Raw genomic sequence first — 16516 nt, forward strand, 5'->3', positions numbered from 1 at the left:
TTCGCTTCGCTCGCAATGACGGGGAGAGAGCCGCTCTAGTAATCCTTCAGCAGCCGCTCGATGTAATCGAGTTCGATCTGCGGCCGGGCCGGATCGGCGAGGCGCCGGCGCAGTTCTTCCAGAATGCGGCGCACGCGTTGCACGTCGATCTCGCCGGGGATCTTCACCGAATAGTCGTCGCTGAACTCGTTGCTGCGCATTGGCCGCCCGAGCGGATCGGTATTCCGTTGCGCGCCCTGCTGCCGGCCGTTCGGATTGCCCGGGCCGTCTCCCGGCTGGTCGCCGTCGCCCTGCTGCATCGCTTCGGCGAGGCTCTGGGCGCCCTTGCGCAGCGCATCCAGCGCGCGGCCTTGCGAATCCACCGCACCGTCGGCGTTGCCTTCGCCGAGCCGGCCGGAGGCGTCACCCATCGCGCCATCGGCCTGCTCCAGGCCGTCCTCGCCGTCGCCCTGGTCGCCGCCGGGCTGGCCTTGCTGACCCTGTTGACCCTGCTGACCCTTTTCGCCGCGCTGGCCTTTCTCGCCGCGCTGGCTCGGACCCATGCCGCGCTTGGCGAGTTCTTCCTGCAATTTCTTCAAGCGGTCGCGCAGGCCCTGCTGGTCCTGCTGCAGGTCGCCCATGCTCTGCTCGCCCTGCTTGCCGCGCATGCGATCGCGCCGCGAATCCTGGCCCTGCTTGTAGGTCTTGTCGCGCAACTGCTGCTGCTTGCGGATCATGTCGCCGAGCTCGTTCAGCGCCTGCTCCATGTCGCCGTCGCCGGACTGGCCGGGCTGCGCCATCTGCAGGTTTTCCAGCATCTGCTGCAGCTGCTCCAGCAATTGCTTTGCCGCATCCTTGTCGCCGGAGCGTGACAGCCGCTCCATCCGGTCGAGCATGCTCTTGAGATCCTGCTGGCTCAGCATCTTGGTATTGGGATCGAGCGGCCGCGCCAGTTGCTGCGGATTGTTCTTGAGCTGTTCGGCGAGCTGGCGCAGGAAATTATCCAGCGCGGCGCGCAGATTGTCGGTGAGCTTCTTGATCTCCTCGTCGCTGGCGCCGCGCTCCAGCGCCTGCTTCAGCGCCTCCTGCGCCGCGCGCAACGCCTTGTCGACATCGGTGATGTTGCCGTCCTCGATGGTGACCGCGAGCGACCACAGGCTCGCCACCACCTCGCGCATGGCGTCATCGGTGCGCGCCGCCTCGAGCTGGCGCGAGACGCTGTAGAGGCCGAGATAATGGCCGGCTTCCGGCGTAAACAATTCCGGCGCGATCATCAGCGCGGCAAGCGCGGCATAGACCTGGCCATTCTGGTTGGCGTCGAGCGCCAGGATGCGGCGCTGCTCGATCAGCGCGCGCGCCAGCGGCTTGGTGAACAGCCGCTCCGGCAGCCGCATGTTGAACGGCTCGCTGCGGCCTTCATTGCCGGCCTCGTCCTTGGCCGTCAGCGTCAGCGTGACGTCGGCGCCGGCATAGGGATCCTCGCTGAGATCCTTGACGGTCTGGCCGACACCATTGCGGGTGCGCGCGTTCGGCAGGGCCAGCGGAAACTGCGGCGCCGGGAACAGCGGGCGCGCCTCGGCGGTTTTTTCGGCAGCCTTGTCTCCGCCCTTGGCACCCTTTGCCGGTTCCTTTCCGATTTCCCTGACTGCTTCCTTGCCGGGATCGTCCGGCCGGGCCGCGAAGGAGGCGCGCGCTTCAGTAACGCCGTAATCGTCCTCGAGCTTGTAGGACATCTGCAGCGAGCCGCGGGCCTGGCGCTCGGGATCCTTCGCCAGCGAAATGGTCGGGGCACGGTCGGGCGTCGCGGCGAACCGCCATTGCGGCTGGCCGGCCGGCGCACGGACATGGGCGGTGCCGTCGCCGGCGATCTTGAAATGGCGCTCGTTGGTGCCCTTCGGCGCCTGTTCGCTGGGCGCGACTTCAGTGACGCCGCCACCCACCACGACATCGATCGAGCCGCCGCTGGAGCGCACCAGCAGCGTGCTGCCGGCCGGAACCGCCAGCGGCCCGCTATTGGTTCCAGCGTCCTTGCTCGCGGCGGAAAGAATGATCGGCGGCTTGCTGGTGTAGACCGGTGGCGTCACCCAGGCATCGACCCGGACATTGGCCGGCGCCAGCACCCCGTTCCAGTCGAAGGCGGCTGCGATGCGCATCGCGCGCTCGTCACCGGCGGCAAAATAGGCCGCCACCGCCATCACCATGACCAGCGCACGCAACGCCCAGGGATCGTGGATCGCCAGCCGCGGCGACGGCAGACCGGCCCGGATCCGCTTGATCGAGGCCAGCGTCCGCTCGCGCTGCTCCTTCCAGAGGGCCAGCGCGATCGGATCCTTGCTTGCCAGCGTGTCGGTGAGCGCGGTCGCCGGGCGATGGCGAATGCCGGTACCGCGGTCGAGCCGGCTCAGGCTCTCTTCACGGGTCGGCCAGCGATAGCGCAAAATCGGGTACAACGCGCCGAGCGCGAGGCCTGCGAACAAGGCGATGCCGACGACACGGGCGACAAACGGCAGCGCCAGCCACAATCCGGCCCAGGACGCCACCAGAAACAGTCCGACGACGGTCAACAGCCGGGCCAGAATCGGCCACCCGCGCTCCCACGCGATCGCATATTGGGCCCGCTGCAGGGCCTGCGTCAGCTGAAGCCGCGCGACCGCATCAGGCTCGCGCGCTGGCTCCGTGGGGTCAGGGTTGGCGCCGTTCAATAAACTCTCCGGGTTGCCGACAAATCAGCCTAGCACAGCGGCGGCAATGAGGCACCCGTTTCCAAGGCTAACCCACACCCGGAAATACGCATAACACGAAGGCGTGACTGCAGGGCTTCGACCCCCTAACGTCCGCCCGAACCCGCAAAAATACCGCAACAATACCGGAGGAACGTCATGGACAAGAAGACCTACGACAAGGGCCTGGAAGTGCGCAAAGCCGTGCTCGGCGAGGCCTATGTCAACAACGCCCTGAAGAACGTCGACGATTTCAACCGCCCATTCCAGGAGCTGCTCACCGAATATTGCTGGGGCGCGGTGTGGGGCCGCGAGGAACTGCCGCGCAAGACCCGCAGCATGCTCAACCTCGCCATGATCTCGATCCTGAACCGGCCGCATGAACTGCGCACCCACATCAAGGGCGCGCTGACCAACGGCGTGACCAAAGACGAAATCCGCGAAATCTTCATGCAGGTCGCGATCTACGCCGGCGCGCCCGCCGGCGTCGACAGCTTTCGCATCGCGCGCGAAGTGTTCGCGGAAATGGACAAGGCTTAGAACCGACCAACAATCCAACAAGAATTTTCCGTCATTGCGAGCGAAGCGAAGCAATCCACCTCGCTACGGCGGACAAGTCGCTGCGCTTCTCGCAATGACATTGTGAAACAGGAAACAACACCATGGAAATCGGATTCATCGGCCTCGGCAAGATGGGCTTCCCGATGGCGCGCCGCCTGATCGAGGCAGGCCACCAGCTCACCGTGTTCGATACGCGGAAGGAAGCCACCGACAAGCTTGTGGCGCTCGGCGCGCAAGTGGCGTCATCGCCAAAGGATGTCGCCGATCGCTGTGAAACGGTGCTGGCGAGCCTGCCGTCGTTGCAGGCCTCGCTCGACGTCGCAACCGGCGCCGGCGGCGTGATCGACGGCAAGCGCGTCAAGCGCTTCGTCGACCTCTCCACCGTCGGCTCGCAAATGGCAACGCGGATTCACGGCCTCCTGGCCGCGAAGAACATCGTGCAGATAGACTCTCCCGTCAGCGGCGGCGTCGGCGGCGCGGAAAAAGGCACGCTCGCCGTGATGGTGTCGGGCCCGCGCGCCGATTGCGACATGTTGAAGCCCGCGCTCGGTGTCATCGGCAAGGTGTTCTTCATTGGCGAGAAACCGGGTTCCGCGCAGACCATGAAGCTCGCCAATAATTTCCTGTCGGCCACCGCGATGGTGGCGACCTCGGAAGCGGTGGTGATGGGCGTCAAATCGGGGCTCGATCCGGCCGTAATGATCGACGTGATCAATGCCGGCTCGGGAATGAATACCGCCAGCCGCGACAAATTTCCTCGCGCGGTGCTGCCGCGGACGTTCGACTTCGGCTTCGCCACCGGTCTGATGGTGAAAGACGTGCGGCTCGCGCTGGACGAAATGAAATCGCTGGGGCTGTCGATGGAGGTCGCCGAAGCGGTCGGACGCCTGTGGGAGGTCGTGATCCGCGATCAGGGCGAGGGGTCGGATTTCACCGAGGCGATCAAGCCGATCGAAAAGGCCGCGGGTGTGATCGTCGGCGGCGCCAAGGGCGGCAGTCACGCGGCGAAGTAGCGCGCCGCGCACCCCCCGGAGCTCGTTCGCTAATAGCCGCTAATAACCGTGGCGATAACGCCGGCCGCTTCCTTCCGGCCGCCCCCCGTAGTACGGGTTCTCGATGCACTGGGCGGGAAGGCCCAGCGCGGTCGCGTTGCATTGCTCCAGCGAGGTATAGGTGCATTCGATGCGTTCACCACCGAAATTCTGGATGGCCTTGAGGCAGACCGGATACCTCGGATTATAGGTCTGGGCGCGCGCCGGCGACGTCGCCGAAACCGCCGCCATCGTCAAGACAGCCAAAGCCAGAATGCGCATCGGAACCTCCTTTGAAATCGGCACAATGTCAGCGCGCGCTGACATTATGCCTTGGTCACAGCCACGGCGCCTGCCGGTCCATCGCGATCAGGTCGTCGACCTCGATGCGCGGACGCACCACCGCGAATTGATTGTCCTTGACCAGCACTTCCGGCACCAGCGCGCGGGTGTTGTAAAAGCCTGATTGCACCGCGCCGTAGGCGCCGGCCGTCATGATCGCCAGGAGATCGCCGGCCTTGGGCTCGGGGATCTGGCGGTCGAGCGCCAAATAATCACCGGTTTCGCAGACCGGCCCGACCACATCGGCGGTGATCGTCGGCGTGCCTGGCGCAGCTTCGCGGACCGGCAGGATGTCGTGATGGGCTTCGTACAGCGTGGGGCGGATCAGATCGTTCATCGCGGCATCGATGACGACGAAATTCTTGGCATCGCCCGGCTTCACATAGATCACGCGCGCAACGAGGATGCCGGCATTGCCGACGATCATCCGGCCGGGCTCGAACATCAGCGTGCAGCCGAGATTATGCGTCACCCGCTTGACCATCGCGGCATAGGCGGACGGCAGCGGCGGCGCTTCGCGGTCCATGTGATAGGGAATGCCGAGCCCGCCGCCGAAATCGATATGCGAGATGTTGTGGCCGTCGGCGCGCAAGGTCCGCACGAAGTCGGAGAGAATCCGGAAAGCGGTCTCCATGCGGCTCAGATCCGTGATCTGACTACCGATATGCATGTCGGTCCCGGTGACCTCGATCCCGGGCAGCCTTGCGGCACGGGCATAGACCTCGCGGGCGCGCGCAATCGGCACGCCGAACTTGTTCTCGGATTTCCCGGTGGCGATCTTGGCGTGGGTGCCGGCATCGACGTCGGGATTGACGCGCACCGAAATCCGCGCGGTCCGGCCCATTTCGACCGCGAGCCGCGACAACAATTCCAGTTCGGGCTCGGATTCGACGTTGATGCAGAGGATATCCGCCGCCAGTGCCGCGCGAAGTTCCGCCTCGGTCTTGCCGACGCCGGAAAACAGAATCTTGTTTGCGGGTATTCCCGCCGCCAGCGCGCGCTTCAACTCGCCGCCGGAAACCACGTCGGCGCCGGCGCCGAGTTTCGCCAGCGTGCGCAGCACCGACTGGTTGGAATTGGCCTTCATGGCGTAGCAGACCAGCGTCTTCTCGCCGGCGAAGGCCTCGGTGAACACCCGGTAGTGGCGCTCCAGCGTCGCGGTCGAATAGCAATAGAACGGCGTTCCCACGGCATCCGCGAGATCGGAAAGATTGACCGCCTCGGCGTGGAGCACGCCGTTGCGATAGTCGAAGTGATTCATGGTGCGCCTTATAGCGTTTTCAAGCGAAGTGGGAACCGGTTCGCAGCGCAATCAAGTTTACGCAGATTGCGTGTACTTATCTGCGGCGGAAAACGCGTCAAAGCGAAATGCTCAGTTACCCAGCAGCGGGTCCAGTATGAATGGTTTCTTTTTGCCTCTGGCTGCCTCCGGCTGGGCGTCAGACCCGAAGCCCGGATTGTAAACGCCCGGCTGGGCCGCGCGCTCGGTCTCCGAATCGGTGGCCGCGGATTGCGACGACGCATTCGAGGCGTTCGGCGGCAGATCGAGGCCGCCCTTGCGGCCGCAGCCGCCAAGCGCAAGCGCAGTCACGCTCAGCAGGATGATGGCCCATCCTGACGATGTCGGCCGGTAGTTACGATTCACGACGAAAATCCCCAATACGCGGGCCGCACCATACAAAGATTGGCTTGCTCTGGCGAGACCTGACAACCCCGAGATAACCATGGAATTACAGCGAAATTTTTGGCCTCAGCCCAATTTTCGCTCTTTTTCCAGCCGCTTCAGCCAGGACTTGGCCTGGGCCGTCACATTCTTCGGCGCCGTGCCGCCATAGCTGGTGCGGCTCTTGACGGACGCCTCCACCGACAATACGCGCAGCGCCTCTGCCGTAATCTTCGGCTCGACCTCCTGCATCGCCTTCAGCGGCAGCTCGTGCAGCGCCACGCCCTGTTTCGAAGCAAGACCGACGATGCGCCCGGTGACGTGATGGGCGTCGCGGAACGGCATTTTCAGCGTCCGCACCAGCCAGTCGGCGAGATCGGTGGCGGTGGCATAGCCCTCGCCCGCAGCCGCCTTCATCCGGTTCTCGTCGGGCACGAGGTCGGCAACCATGCCGGTCATCGCCCGGATCGCCAGCGACAGGGCTGCGAACGCTTCCATCGCGCCCTGCTTGTCCTCCTGCATGTCCTTTTGATAGGCGAGCGGCAGCCCCTTCATGACGATCAAGAGTGCCGTCAGCGCGCCGATCACCCGCCCGGTTTTGGCGCGCACCAGTTCGGCCGCATCGGGGTTGCGCTTTTGCGGCATGATCGAGGATCCCGTGGTGAACTTGTCGCTCAGCCTGATGAGGCCGACCAGCGGCGAGGTCCAGATCACGATCTCCTCGGCGAAGCGCGACATATGCACCGCCGCGATCGAGGCCGCCGACAGGGTCTCCAGCACGAAGTCGCGGTCCGAGACCGCGTCCAGCGAATTGGCCATCGGCCGGTCGAAACCCAGGGCCTTGGCGGTGGCGTGACGGTCGATCGGAAACGAGGTGCCGGCGAGCGCGGCCGCACCGAGCGGCGATTCGTTCAGCCGCTTGCGCGCATCCGCAAAGCGGCCGCGGTCGCGCGCGGCCATCTCGACATAGGCCAGGAGATGATGCCCGAACGTCACGGGCTGGGCGGTCTGCAGATGGGTGAAGCCGGGCATCACGGTGCCGGCATGTTCCAGCGCCCGCTCTACCAGGACATATTGGAACGCGGCCAGCGCCGCATCGGTCTCATCGATGGTGTCGCGCACATACAGACGAAAATCGGTCGCGACCTGGTCGTTGCGCGAACGCGCGGTATGCAGCCGGCCGGCGGCGGGGCCGATCAGATCGGTCAACCGGCTCTCGACGTTCATATGGATGTCTTCGAGCGCGCGCTTGAAATCGAACGAGCCTTTTTCGATTTCTGACAGAATCGTGTCTAGACCTTTGCCGATATTTTTCGCATCACCGGCCGTGATAATGCCCTGCGCGGCGAGCATCGCGGCGTGGGCCTTGGACGCGGCGATGTCCTGGGAATACATGTGACGATCGACGTCGATGGAGACGTTGATTTCCTCCATGATCGCATCGGGACGCTCGGTGAACCGGCCGCCCCACATCTTGTTGCTCATGACTTCTCGCTCACGACTTCTTATTCAGGTGCTGGCTATTCAGGTCTGGCCTTTATCGTCGAAACCGGCGAAACGCCGTGCCGGTTTCGGCCGTAACATGAGCACTGCATAGCCGTATCTGATACAGGATGACAAACGATATGCCCGAAACGCCTGCCCCTCGCCCGGCCACCACGCGCCGGATCCCCATTGCCATCGGCGCGGTCCTGATTGGGGCGGCGATCGGCTTTGCCGGGGTCTACGGGTTCGGCGGCCTCAAGCGCGGCTCGGGCGGCGATGCCGCCTGTACGGGCGCGGTCGAGCTGGCGCGCAGGATCGGGCCTTTGGCGCACGGCGAGGTCGCCGCGTTGACCATGGCCACCAGTCCGCTCCGGCTCCCCGACCTCGCGTTCGAAGATGCCGAGGGCAAGCCCCGAAAACTCTCGGACTGGCGCGGCAAGACCGTGCTGGTCAATCTGTGGGCCACCTGGTGCGTGCCCTGCCGGAAAGAGATGCCGGCGCTCGACAGCCTGCAGACCAAGCTCGGCGGCAAGGATTTCGAGGTGGTCGCGATCAACATCGACACCCGCGATCCCGAAAAGCCCAAAAATTTCCTGAAAGAGGCCAATCTGACCAAACTGGCCTATTTCACCGACGCGAAAGCCAAGGTTTTTCAGGATCTTAAGGGCATAGGCAAGGCGCTCGGCATGCCGACCTCGATCCTGGTGGACGGCCAGGGCTGCGAAATCGCCAACCTGGCCGGTCCCGCCGAATGGGCCAGCGACGACGCGATTGCGCTGATCAAGGCCGCGGTGAAGCCGGTGACGGCGGGGTTCTAGAGGTTTTAGGCGATCGCGTTCAGATTGCCGCCGACGCCCGGCGCAAGGTTGGCCGTCGAGGGGGTGCCGAGCAGGGTCTGGACCGCGAATTTCTCGGCGTCGTTGTTCTGTTTGATCATCGAGGTCTGGATCTGCTGCTGTAGACCGCCCGCCTGCATGGCGAGCATGCTCGAGACCATAGCCATCATGTCCATACGCACAACTCCCGAAACGCCTGATGACCCTAGCCGAGGCTGGTTAACGAGAAATTGAGGCTCAGCGCGTCGGGACCGGCTTGTCGCCGCGGTAATCGTAGAAACCGCGCTGGGTCTTGCGGCCAAGCCAGCCGGCTTCGACGTATTTCACCAGGAGCGGACACGGCCGGTATTTCGAATCCGCCAGCCCCTCATGCAGCACCTGCATGATCGACAGGCAGGTATCGAGACCGATGAAATCGGCCAGCTCCAGCGGCCCCATCGGATGATGCGCGCCGAGCTTCATCGCCGCGTCGATCGCCTCGACATTGCCGACGCCTTCATACAGCGTGTAGATCGCCTCGTTGATCATCGGCAGCAGGATGCGGTTGACGATGAAGGCCGGGAAATCCTCGGACACCGCGATCTGCTTGCCGACCTTGGTGACAAAGGCCTTGGCGGTATCGAAGGTCTCGTCATCGGTGGCGATGCCGCGGATCAGTTCGACCAGTTCCATCGCCGGCACCGGATTCATGAAATGAATGCCGATGAATTTCTCGGGGCGGTCGGTCGAGGCGGCGAGCCGTGTGATCGAAATCGACGAGGAATTGGTGGCGACGATAGCTTCCGGCTTGAGCACCGCGCAGACGTCGTGGAAGATCTTGCGCTTGACCTCTTCCTTTTCGACCGCGGTTTCGATCACGAGGTCGCAGTCCGCCAACCCATCGATGGTTTCGGTCGAGCTGATACGGTCCAGCGCCTGCTTGCGGGCGTCCTCGGTGATCATCTTTTTCACGACCTGGCGCGACAGGTTGCCGTTGATGGTCGCCATCGCCGATTTCAGCCGGTCGGCGGAGACATCGTTGAGCACCACGTCCAGGCCGGCCAGCGCCGCCACATGGGCGATGCCATTGCCCATCTGGCCCGAGCCGATCACGCCGACCTTCTTGATTGTCACCGCCATCTTGCCATCCACTCGAACGGCACGCATATCGCGCCAGTTCATCCCGTTAGGCCCCGGTCCGAACCGAGGCTTAAACCTGTTTTCGACGCGTTTTCTTCAAGCGAACCCGGTAGCCACTTCGCTTGAAAACGCTGTCCCTAGATTAACACCGGCCGGAGCTTACGCGTCCGGCCGCTGTTTGACTGCCGTTATTTTCCGAGCTTGCCGAGCGCCTCGGTCAATTCCGGAACCGCCTGGTACAAATCCGCGACCAGGCCGTAATCGGCAACCTGGAAGATCGGCGCGTCCTCATCCTTGTTGATCGCGACGATCACCTTGGAATCCTTCATGCCGGCGAGATGCTGGATCGCGCCGGAGATGCCGATCGCGACATAGAGCTCCGGCGCCACCACCTTGCCGGTCTGGCCGACCTGCCAGTCGTTCGGCGCATAGCCGGCATCGACAGCGGCGCGCGAGGCACCGACGCCCGCGCCGAGCTTGTCGGCGAGCGGTTCGATGTATTTGGCAAAGTTCTCGCGGCTCTGCATGGCACGGCCGCCGGAGACGATGATTTTTGCGGACGTCAGTTCGGGACGATCGCTCTTGGCGACTTCCTCGCCGACGAAGGTGGAGAGGCCCGGATCGGCCGCGGAGGCGGCGTTCTCGATCGCAGCACTGCCGCCGTCACCTGCCGCGGCGAAGGTCGAGGTCCGTACCGTGATGACCTTCTTGGCGTCCTTGGACTTCACGGTCTGGATCGCGTTGCCGGCGTAAATCGGCCGCTCGAACGTGTCGGGTGAAATCACCTTGATGATTTCGGACACCTGCATCACGTCGAGCAAAGCGGCGACGCGTGGCATCACGTTCTTGAAGCGCGAAGTCGCGGGCGCGACGAAGGCGTCATAGGACGGCGCCAGCGCCACGATCAGCGCCGCCAGCGGCTCGGCAAGGTCATGGGCATAGGCGTCGCCCTCGGCAACCAGCACCTTGGTGACGCCGGCGAGCTTCGCCGCCGCCTCGGCCGCCGCCTTGGTGCCCTGGCCGCCACCGGCGACCAGCACGTGAACCTCGGCGCCCAGCTGGGTGGCCGCGGTCAGCGCCTTGTTGGTGGAGTCCTTGAGGGCCTCATGGTCGTGTTCGGCAATCAACAGCGTGGTCATCAGAGAACCCCGGCTTCGTTCTTGAGCTTCGAAATCAGTTCGGCGACGTCCTTGACCTTGACGCCTCCCTTGCGGCCGGGCGGCTCGGTGGTTTTCAGCACTTCGAGATGCGGCGTGAGATCGACGCTGTAGTCGGCCGCGCTCTTGTCGGCGATCGGCTTCTTCTTCGCCTTCATGATGTTGGGCAGCGAGGCGTAGCGCGGCTCGTTGAGGCGGAGATCGGTGGTGACGATCGCCGGTCCCTTCAGCTTGAGGGTCTGCAGGCCGCCGTCGACTTCGCGCGTCACCTTGAAATCGGAGCCGTCGACTTCGAGCTTGGAGGCAAAGGTCGCCTGCGACCAGCCGAGAAGTGCGGCCAGCATCTGGCCGGTCTGGTTCGAGTCGTCGTCGATCGCCTGCTTGCCGAGGATGACGAGGCCGGGCTTCTCTTCGTCGACGATGGCTTTGAGAATCTTGGCGACCGCCAGCGGTTCGACATTGCCTTCGGCCTTGACCAGGATGCCGCGGTCGGCGCCCATCGCAAGACCGGTCCGGATCGTCTCGGAGGCCTGTGCGGGCCCGATCGACACCACCACCACTTCGGTCGCCTTGCCGGCTTCCTTCAGCCGCAGCGCTTCCTCGACGGCGATTTCATCGAACGGATTCATCGACATCTTCACGTTGGCGAGTTCCACGCCCGTTCCGTCGCTCTTGACGCGGACCTTGACGTTGTAATCGACCACCCGTTTTACCGGCACAAGAACCTTCATCGATCCTCTTTCGCTTGAATTCTGGGGTTTGGTGAGCTCTCTATTAGCTTGGGCGCGGAACCTAAAGGTCCCGCTATCGGCGGTCAACGCGCGAAAGCCAAAAATCGACCCCTTTGGAAGGCCAGAGCCTGTTCCGTTTCGATTATCGAAACGGGACTCCGGATTCCTTTTTTTGACGCGTTTTCTGAGCGCGAACCGGGTCCACCTCGCTGGAAAACGCTATGTTTAGCGGTTCTGGCCGGGCACCCACAACACGTCCCCGGCGCCATTATCGTTCATGGCGCGGCTGGCGACGAACAGGAAATCCGACAGGCGGTTCATATATTGTATGGCAGGCTCGCTGACCGGCTCTTCCGGCCTGGCCGCCAGTTCCACCATGATCCGTTCCGCTCTGCGACATATGGTGCGAGCGAGATGCAGGTATGCCGCAGCGGGGGTGCCGCCCGGCAGCACAAAGGAGGTCAGGGGCGCCAGATGGGCGTTGAGCGTATCGATATCGCGCTCGAGCCGCTCGACCTGGCTGGACAGCATGCGCAGCCGCTCCGCCTTGCCGTCGCGCTGGGGCACCGCGAGATCGGCGCCGAGATCGAACAGGTCGTTCTGGATCAGGCCCAGCATCGCATCGAATTCGCGCGCCTGCGCCAGATGCAGCCGCACCACGCCGATCGCGGCGTTGGTCTCGTCCACGGTTCCATAGGCGCTGACGCGCAGATCGTATTTCGGGCGCCGTTCGCCGCTGCCGAGCGCGGTGGTGCCGTCATCGCCGGTCCGCGTGTAGATTCTATTAAGCACGACCATTGGCGGATCCCCTCTTACTTGCCCTATTTGCCCATCGCCCAGACCACGGCCATCGTGATGACGATGGCGATGAATTGCAGCAGCACCCGCAGCCGCATCAGATTCTGCGAGCGGCTGGGCGAGCCGCCCCGCATCATGTTGATGAGACCCAATAACAACACGATCGCAACAGCAGCGACCGCGATGGGCAGAACAATCGAACCAAAAAAGGATGCCATCGGCGCTACATAACACCGCGCCGGGCCGGCCGCCATACGTTCACAGAGCCTGCACCGATGCCTGATCGATCTGGCTTTTAGCCCAATAATATCAGAAGCTAGGGTGATGTTCGGATCGAACCGTCAATCGCAAGGCCAGGGTGGCATGTGAGGCAGGCCAAGTACGTCTATCACGTCGTGATGGATGCATTTTATACGTTCCTCGCCGATGACGGCTGGGCGATCGCCAGCCATATCGCGCTGTCGACGCTGATGGCGCTGTTTCCGTTCCTGATCGTGCTGACCTCGCTGGCCGCCTTTGTCGGCTCCAAGGAACTTGCCGACCAGTCCGTTGAACTGTTGTTGCAGGTGTGGCCGCAGCAGGTCGCCGATTCGCTTTCAGGCGAAATTCACGACGTGCTGACCACGACCCGCGGCGACCTGCTGACCATCGGCGCGGTGCTGGCGGTGTATTTCGCCTCGAACGGCGTCGAGGCGCTGCGGGTGGCGCTGAACCGCGCCTATTCCGTGATCGAGCCGCGCAGCTGGTACTGGCTGCGGCTGGAATCGATCGGCTACACGCTGGTCGCCGCCTTCACCGCGCTGGCGATGGCGTTCCTGATCGTGCTGTTTCCGTTGATGCTGGAGGCGGCGCGGCGCCACATTCCCTTCTTCGTCGAGACCAACGAGCACTTCCTCAACGTCACCCGCTACAGCGTCACCATCGGCGCGCTGATCATCGCCCTCTTCATCCTGCACGCGTGGCTGCCGGCGGGACGCCGGGGCTTTCTGCAGATCCTGCCCGGTATTATTTTCACTTTGGTTGCGTCGCTGCTGTCGGGCATCGTGTTCGGCCAGTATCTGACGCGCTTCGCCAGCAACTACGTGACGATGTATGCGGGACTGGCATCCGTCATCATCGCGCTTGTGTTCCTGTATTTCATCGCCGCGATCTTCGTTTATGGCGGCGAACTCAACGCAGCGATCATCAAGTCGCGGCTGCCGCACGGCGTGTCGCTTCAAGCAGCGCAGTCGCTAGCGCACGTGGACTGACCGGCTTGACCAGGAAGGCGTCGGCCCCCGCGGCGCGCGAGGCCGCCTCGTCCTCGCCGCGCCCCGACACGCAGATGATGGCGATGCGGCCGAGCGGCGGATCGAGCGCCCGAATGCGCCTGATAGCCTCGATGCCGTCGATGCCCGGCAGCACCATGTCCATCAGCACCGCGTCGAAACTTCCTTGCGCGATCCGCTCCGGCGCGGCCTCGCCCTGGCCGATGAACTCGGTCTGATGGCCGAGTTCGGTCAGGATGGCGTTGAGCACGACGCGGCCAAACGGATTGTCCTCGACGCTGAGCAGGTGCAAGGGCCGCAGCGCCCCGGTCGACGGCTCGCCGTCGGCCCCCGTCATGATCGTAATCGGGCCCTTGGCCGGCGACATCACGACGCTGAGCGTGAAGGTGGTGCCGCCGCCGCGCCGCTGCGTCACCACGATGTCGCCACCCATGGCGCGCGCGAGCTGCTTGACCGACGACAGCCCAAGCCCGGTGCCGCCGAACTTTGAGGCGATCGAGACATTGGCCTGCGAGAACGGGCGGAACAGGCGCTTGATCTCGCTGAGCGTGAGGCCGATGCCGCTGTCGGAGACCGCAAAGGCGACGCCGATTTTGCCCCTGGGCGCGCGCAGCGGCGACACCAGCAGCGTGACGCTGCCCTGTTCGGTGAATTTCACCGCATTGTCGATCAGGTTCTCCAGCGCCGCCCGCAGCCGAACGGGATCGCCGACCGCGAAGGCCGGCAGCTTTTCGGAAATCTCGACCGACGACTGCAGGCCCTTCGCCGCCGCCCGCCCGGTCAGGGAATCGCCGGCGTTGCGCGCCAGCGTGCGCAGGTCGAAGAAGTCGTGCCGCACGGTGAGCCCCGGACCGCTGCTGCGCGCGGCATCGACGAACAGGGTCGCAAGGCTCGCCAGATGCTCCGCGCCGGCCTTGATGGTGTCGACCCAGCGCCGTTCGCGCTCGTCGAGCTCGGAGGTGGCCAAGAGATTGCTGATCGCCAGAATGCCGGTGAGCGGTGTGCGCACCTCATGCGCAAAGGCCGCCAGCGCCACTTCGACCACGCCGGGCCCAGCCGCCGCTTTCCGCGAACCGCGTTTCTTCGCGCCAACGCGCGATACGCGCTTCTTCTTCGGCTGCCTCTTGGTCAGCCGTGTTGTACGCTGTACGCGCGGTTTTGCCGCCATGGTCCCCCACACCCCGTCATTGATCAGCATGGCATGCCACGGCGGCCGGAGTCACGAAGGCCTTTGCGGCAGCTCACAGCAGTAGAACTACGGAAGTCCCAGCAGACGGCGGATGTGGGCAGGCGTGGCGCCCTGCCCACGCAATTCGCGCAAGGCGGTGGCCTTGGTCGACTTCGACAGTTTCTGTCCGGCATCGTCGAGGACCAGCCGGTGATGCCGGTAGGCCGGTTGCGGAACACCGAGCAGCGATTGCAGCAGCCGGTGCACGCTGGTCGACCAGAACAGGTCCTGGCCGCGCACCACGTCGGTGACGCCCTGCAGGGCGTCGTCGATCACAACAGACAGATGATAGCTGGTCGGCGTCTCCTTTCGCGCCAGGATGACGTCGCCCCAGGCTTCCGGCCGGGCGGCCACGAGCCCGGTTTCGCCGCCAGCGCCCTCGCCGTGCTCGATCCAGGCGAGATCGGGCGCTTGTGCCATGGCCGCAGCCATATCGAGCCGCAACGCGTAAGGCAGGCCCTGTTCGATCAATTGCCGCCGCGCCGACGCGGAAAACGACTTCGCGGCGCCCGGATAGAGCGGCGCGCCATCGGGATCACGCGGCCAGGACGTTCCGGTTTTCGCGGCGGATTCCCGTTCGGCGACCAGACGGGCGATTTCCGCGCGGCTCTCGAAGGCGGGATAGATCAGGCCGCGGCCTGACAGTTTTTCCACCGCCTCGCGAAAGTCGGAAAGATGTTCGGATTGCCGCCGCACCGGCGCTTCCCAGCCAATGCCGAGCCATTCAAGGTCCTGATAGATCGCGGCCTCGAATTCCGGCCGGCACCGCGCCGCATCGATATCCTCGATGCGGAGCAGGAATCTTCCACCGCTCGCGCGCGCCAGCTCGAAATTCAACAGCGCCGAAAAAGCGTGGCCGAGATGGAGGTAGCCATTGGGGCTTGGCGCAAATCGGAACACAGGTGACGGCATTGATCTCTTTCGCAGGACATGATGGTTTTAACGGGCAATGACCATTCACCTCAACTCCCAGGCCGACCTCGAAGACGCGATTGCGGCCCTCGTCGTACAGGACAAGCGGCTCAAACCGATTCTCGAACTCACGGGCATGCCGGCGCTGCGCCAGCGCGAGCCGGGCTTTGCCGGGCTGGCGCATATCGTGTGCGGTCAGCAACTCTCCACCGCCAGCGCCGGGGCGATCTGGGGGCGCCTCACCGCCGCGTTCGATCCGTTCGATCCCGAACCCATCCGCAAGGCGCGCGCCGACCGCCTCGGACGGCTCGGCCTTTCGGCGGCCAAGATCAAGACGCTGAAGAACATCGCGCGCGAACTGGCCGCGGAGCAGTTGAACCTCGATGTGCTGGCGGAAGAGGATGCCGACGCCGCGCACCATACGTTGACGGCGCTGCATGGCATCGGGCCGTGGACCGCCGACGTCTATTTGCTGTTCTGCCTCGGCCATGGCGATGCCTGGCCGGCCGGCGATATCGCGATCCAGGAAGCGATCAAAATCGGGCTCGGCCTGAAGACGCGCCCGACCGCCAAGCAAATGGCGCCGCTGGCGGAACCGTGGCGCCCCCTGCGCGGCGCGGCGGCGCATCTGTGGTGGAGCTATTATCGCGTGCTGAAGAAGCGCGAGGGTGTGCTCGCCAAGTAAC

At 64.3% G+C, this 16516-nt stretch carries 18 protein-coding genes; 5 read left to right on the top strand and 13 right to left on the bottom strand.

The window, feature by feature from the left end; translation table 11 throughout:
- Positions 1-35 precede the first annotated feature (35 nt).
- Positions 36-2681 (bottom strand): TIGR02302 family protein, encoded by a 2646-nt coding sequence (locus tag JQ629_RS29625; RefSeq protein WP_212415620.1) that lies wholly within the window; start codon positions 2679-2681, stop codon positions 36-38.
- Positions 2682-2858: 177 nt separating this feature from the next.
- Between JQ629_RS29625 and JQ629_RS29630 the strand changes: the two genes are divergently transcribed.
- A complete protein-coding gene (locus JQ629_RS29630; protein WP_212392321.1) occupies positions 2859-3239 on the top strand; it encodes a carboxymuconolactone decarboxylase family protein in 381 nt (126 codons plus the stop codon).
- A gap of 122 nt (positions 3240-3361) precedes the next feature.
- On the top strand, positions 3362-4273 hold the full coding sequence (locus tag JQ629_RS29635) for an NAD(P)-dependent oxidoreductase (RefSeq protein ID WP_212415621.1): 912 nt from the start codon (positions 3362-3364) through the stop codon (positions 4271-4273).
- A gap of 39 nt (positions 4274-4312) precedes the next feature.
- Here JQ629_RS29635 and JQ629_RS29640 read toward each other — a convergent pair whose 3' ends face one another.
- The 4 genes from JQ629_RS29640 to argH form a co-directional block, all read right to left on the bottom strand.
- Positions 4313-4573 carry a DUF3551 domain-containing protein gene (locus tag JQ629_RS29640; protein ID WP_212415622.1) on the bottom strand — a complete coding sequence of 87 codons (261 nt, stop codon included), beginning with the start codon at positions 4571-4573 and terminating at the stop codon, positions 4313-4315.
- 55 nt (positions 4574-4628) lie between these two features.
- Positions 4629-5894, bottom strand: a complete 1266-nt coding sequence (lysA, locus tag JQ629_RS29645; RefSeq protein WP_212415623.1) for a diaminopimelate decarboxylase — start codon at positions 5892-5894, stop codon at positions 4629-4631.
- Positions 5895-6005: 111 nt separating this feature from the next.
- A complete protein-coding gene (lptM, locus tag JQ629_RS29650) occupies positions 6006-6278 on the bottom strand; it encodes an LPS translocon maturation chaperone LptM (RefSeq protein WP_212415624.1) in 273 nt (90 codons plus the stop codon).
- Positions 6279-6383: 105 nt separating this feature from the next.
- Positions 6384-7781 carry an argininosuccinate lyase gene (gene argH, locus JQ629_RS29655; protein WP_212415625.1) on the bottom strand — a complete coding sequence of 466 codons (1398 nt, stop codon included), beginning with the start codon at positions 7779-7781 and terminating at the stop codon, positions 6384-6386.
- A gap of 140 nt (positions 7782-7921) precedes the next feature.
- Here argH and tlpA point away from each other — a divergent pair, with 140 nt between their 5' ends.
- A complete protein-coding gene (gene tlpA, locus JQ629_RS29660; protein WP_212415626.1) occupies positions 7922-8599 on the top strand; it encodes a thiol:disulfide interchange protein TlpA in 678 nt (225 codons plus the stop codon).
- A 5-nt stretch (positions 8600-8604) separates the two neighbouring features.
- Here tlpA and JQ629_RS29665 read toward each other — a convergent pair whose 3' ends face one another.
- The 6 genes from JQ629_RS29665 to JQ629_RS29690 all read right to left on the bottom strand — a co-directional run bounded on the left by JQ629_RS29665 (position 8605) and on the right by JQ629_RS29690 (position 12640).
- Complete coding sequence (locus JQ629_RS29665) at positions 8605-8793, bottom strand: hypothetical protein (protein ID WP_212269601.1); 189 nt, start codon at positions 8791-8793, stop codon at positions 8605-8607.
- A 61-nt stretch (positions 8794-8854) separates the two neighbouring features.
- Complete coding sequence (locus JQ629_RS29670) at positions 8855-9736, bottom strand: 3-hydroxybutyryl-CoA dehydrogenase (RefSeq protein WP_249135362.1); 882 nt, start codon at positions 9734-9736, stop codon at positions 8855-8857.
- A gap of 188 nt (positions 9737-9924) precedes the next feature.
- Positions 9925-10875 (bottom strand): electron transfer flavoprotein subunit alpha/FixB family protein, encoded by a 951-nt coding sequence (locus JQ629_RS29675; protein ID WP_212269602.1) that lies wholly within the window; start codon positions 10873-10875, stop codon positions 9925-9927.
- Positions 10875-11624 carry an electron transfer flavoprotein subunit beta/FixA family protein gene (locus tag JQ629_RS29680; protein WP_212033033.1) on the bottom strand — a complete coding sequence of 250 codons (750 nt, stop codon included), beginning with the start codon at positions 11622-11624 and terminating at the stop codon, positions 10875-10877. Before JQ629_RS29680 ends, JQ629_RS29675 begins: the two co-directional genes overlap by 1 nt.
- Positions 11625-11849: 225 nt before the next feature.
- A complete protein-coding gene (locus JQ629_RS29685; RefSeq protein WP_212415628.1) occupies positions 11850-12422 on the bottom strand; it encodes a cob(I)yrinic acid a,c-diamide adenosyltransferase in 573 nt (190 codons plus the stop codon).
- Positions 12423-12445: 23 nt separating this feature from the next.
- Positions 12446-12640, bottom strand: coding sequence for a twin transmembrane helix small protein (locus tag JQ629_RS29690; protein WP_192738322.1), 195 nt, complete (start codon positions 12638-12640; stop codon positions 12446-12448).
- A 180-nt stretch (positions 12641-12820) separates the two neighbouring features.
- On the opposite strand from JQ629_RS29690, the gene JQ629_RS29695 reads away from it, so the two are divergent.
- The gene (locus JQ629_RS29695; protein WP_212269618.1) at positions 12821-13672 is read left to right on the top strand and encodes a YihY/virulence factor BrkB family protein; all 852 of its coding nucleotides are present in this window, start codon (positions 12821-12823) and stop codon (positions 13670-13672) included.
- Here the strand turns inward: JQ629_RS29695 and JQ629_RS29700 are convergent.
- Together JQ629_RS29700 and gluQRS are read right to left on the bottom strand one after the other, a co-directional pair.
- Positions 13608-14858 (bottom strand): ATP-binding protein, encoded by a 1251-nt coding sequence (locus JQ629_RS29700; RefSeq protein WP_212415644.1) that lies wholly within the window; start codon positions 14856-14858, stop codon positions 13608-13610. The two genes, JQ629_RS29695 and JQ629_RS29700, sit on opposite strands and share 65 nt — an antisense overlap.
- Positions 14859-14945: 87 nt before the next feature.
- On the bottom strand, positions 14946-15830 hold the full coding sequence (gene gluQRS, locus JQ629_RS29705; RefSeq protein WP_212415629.1) for a tRNA glutamyl-Q(34) synthetase GluQRS: 885 nt from the start codon (positions 15828-15830) through the stop codon (positions 14946-14948).
- 37 nt (positions 15831-15867) lie between these two features.
- On the opposite strand from gluQRS, the gene JQ629_RS29710 reads away from it, so the two are divergent.
- Positions 15868-16515 carry a DNA-3-methyladenine glycosylase family protein gene (locus tag JQ629_RS29710; protein ID WP_212415630.1) on the top strand — a complete coding sequence of 216 codons (648 nt, stop codon included), beginning with the start codon at positions 15868-15870 and terminating at the stop codon, positions 16513-16515.
- Position 16516 lies beyond the last annotated feature (1 nt).

This window comes from Bradyrhizobium sp. AUGA SZCCT0222 (assembly GCF_018130205.1).
Lineage (GTDB): Bacteria > Pseudomonadota > Alphaproteobacteria > Rhizobiales > Xanthobacteraceae > Bradyrhizobium.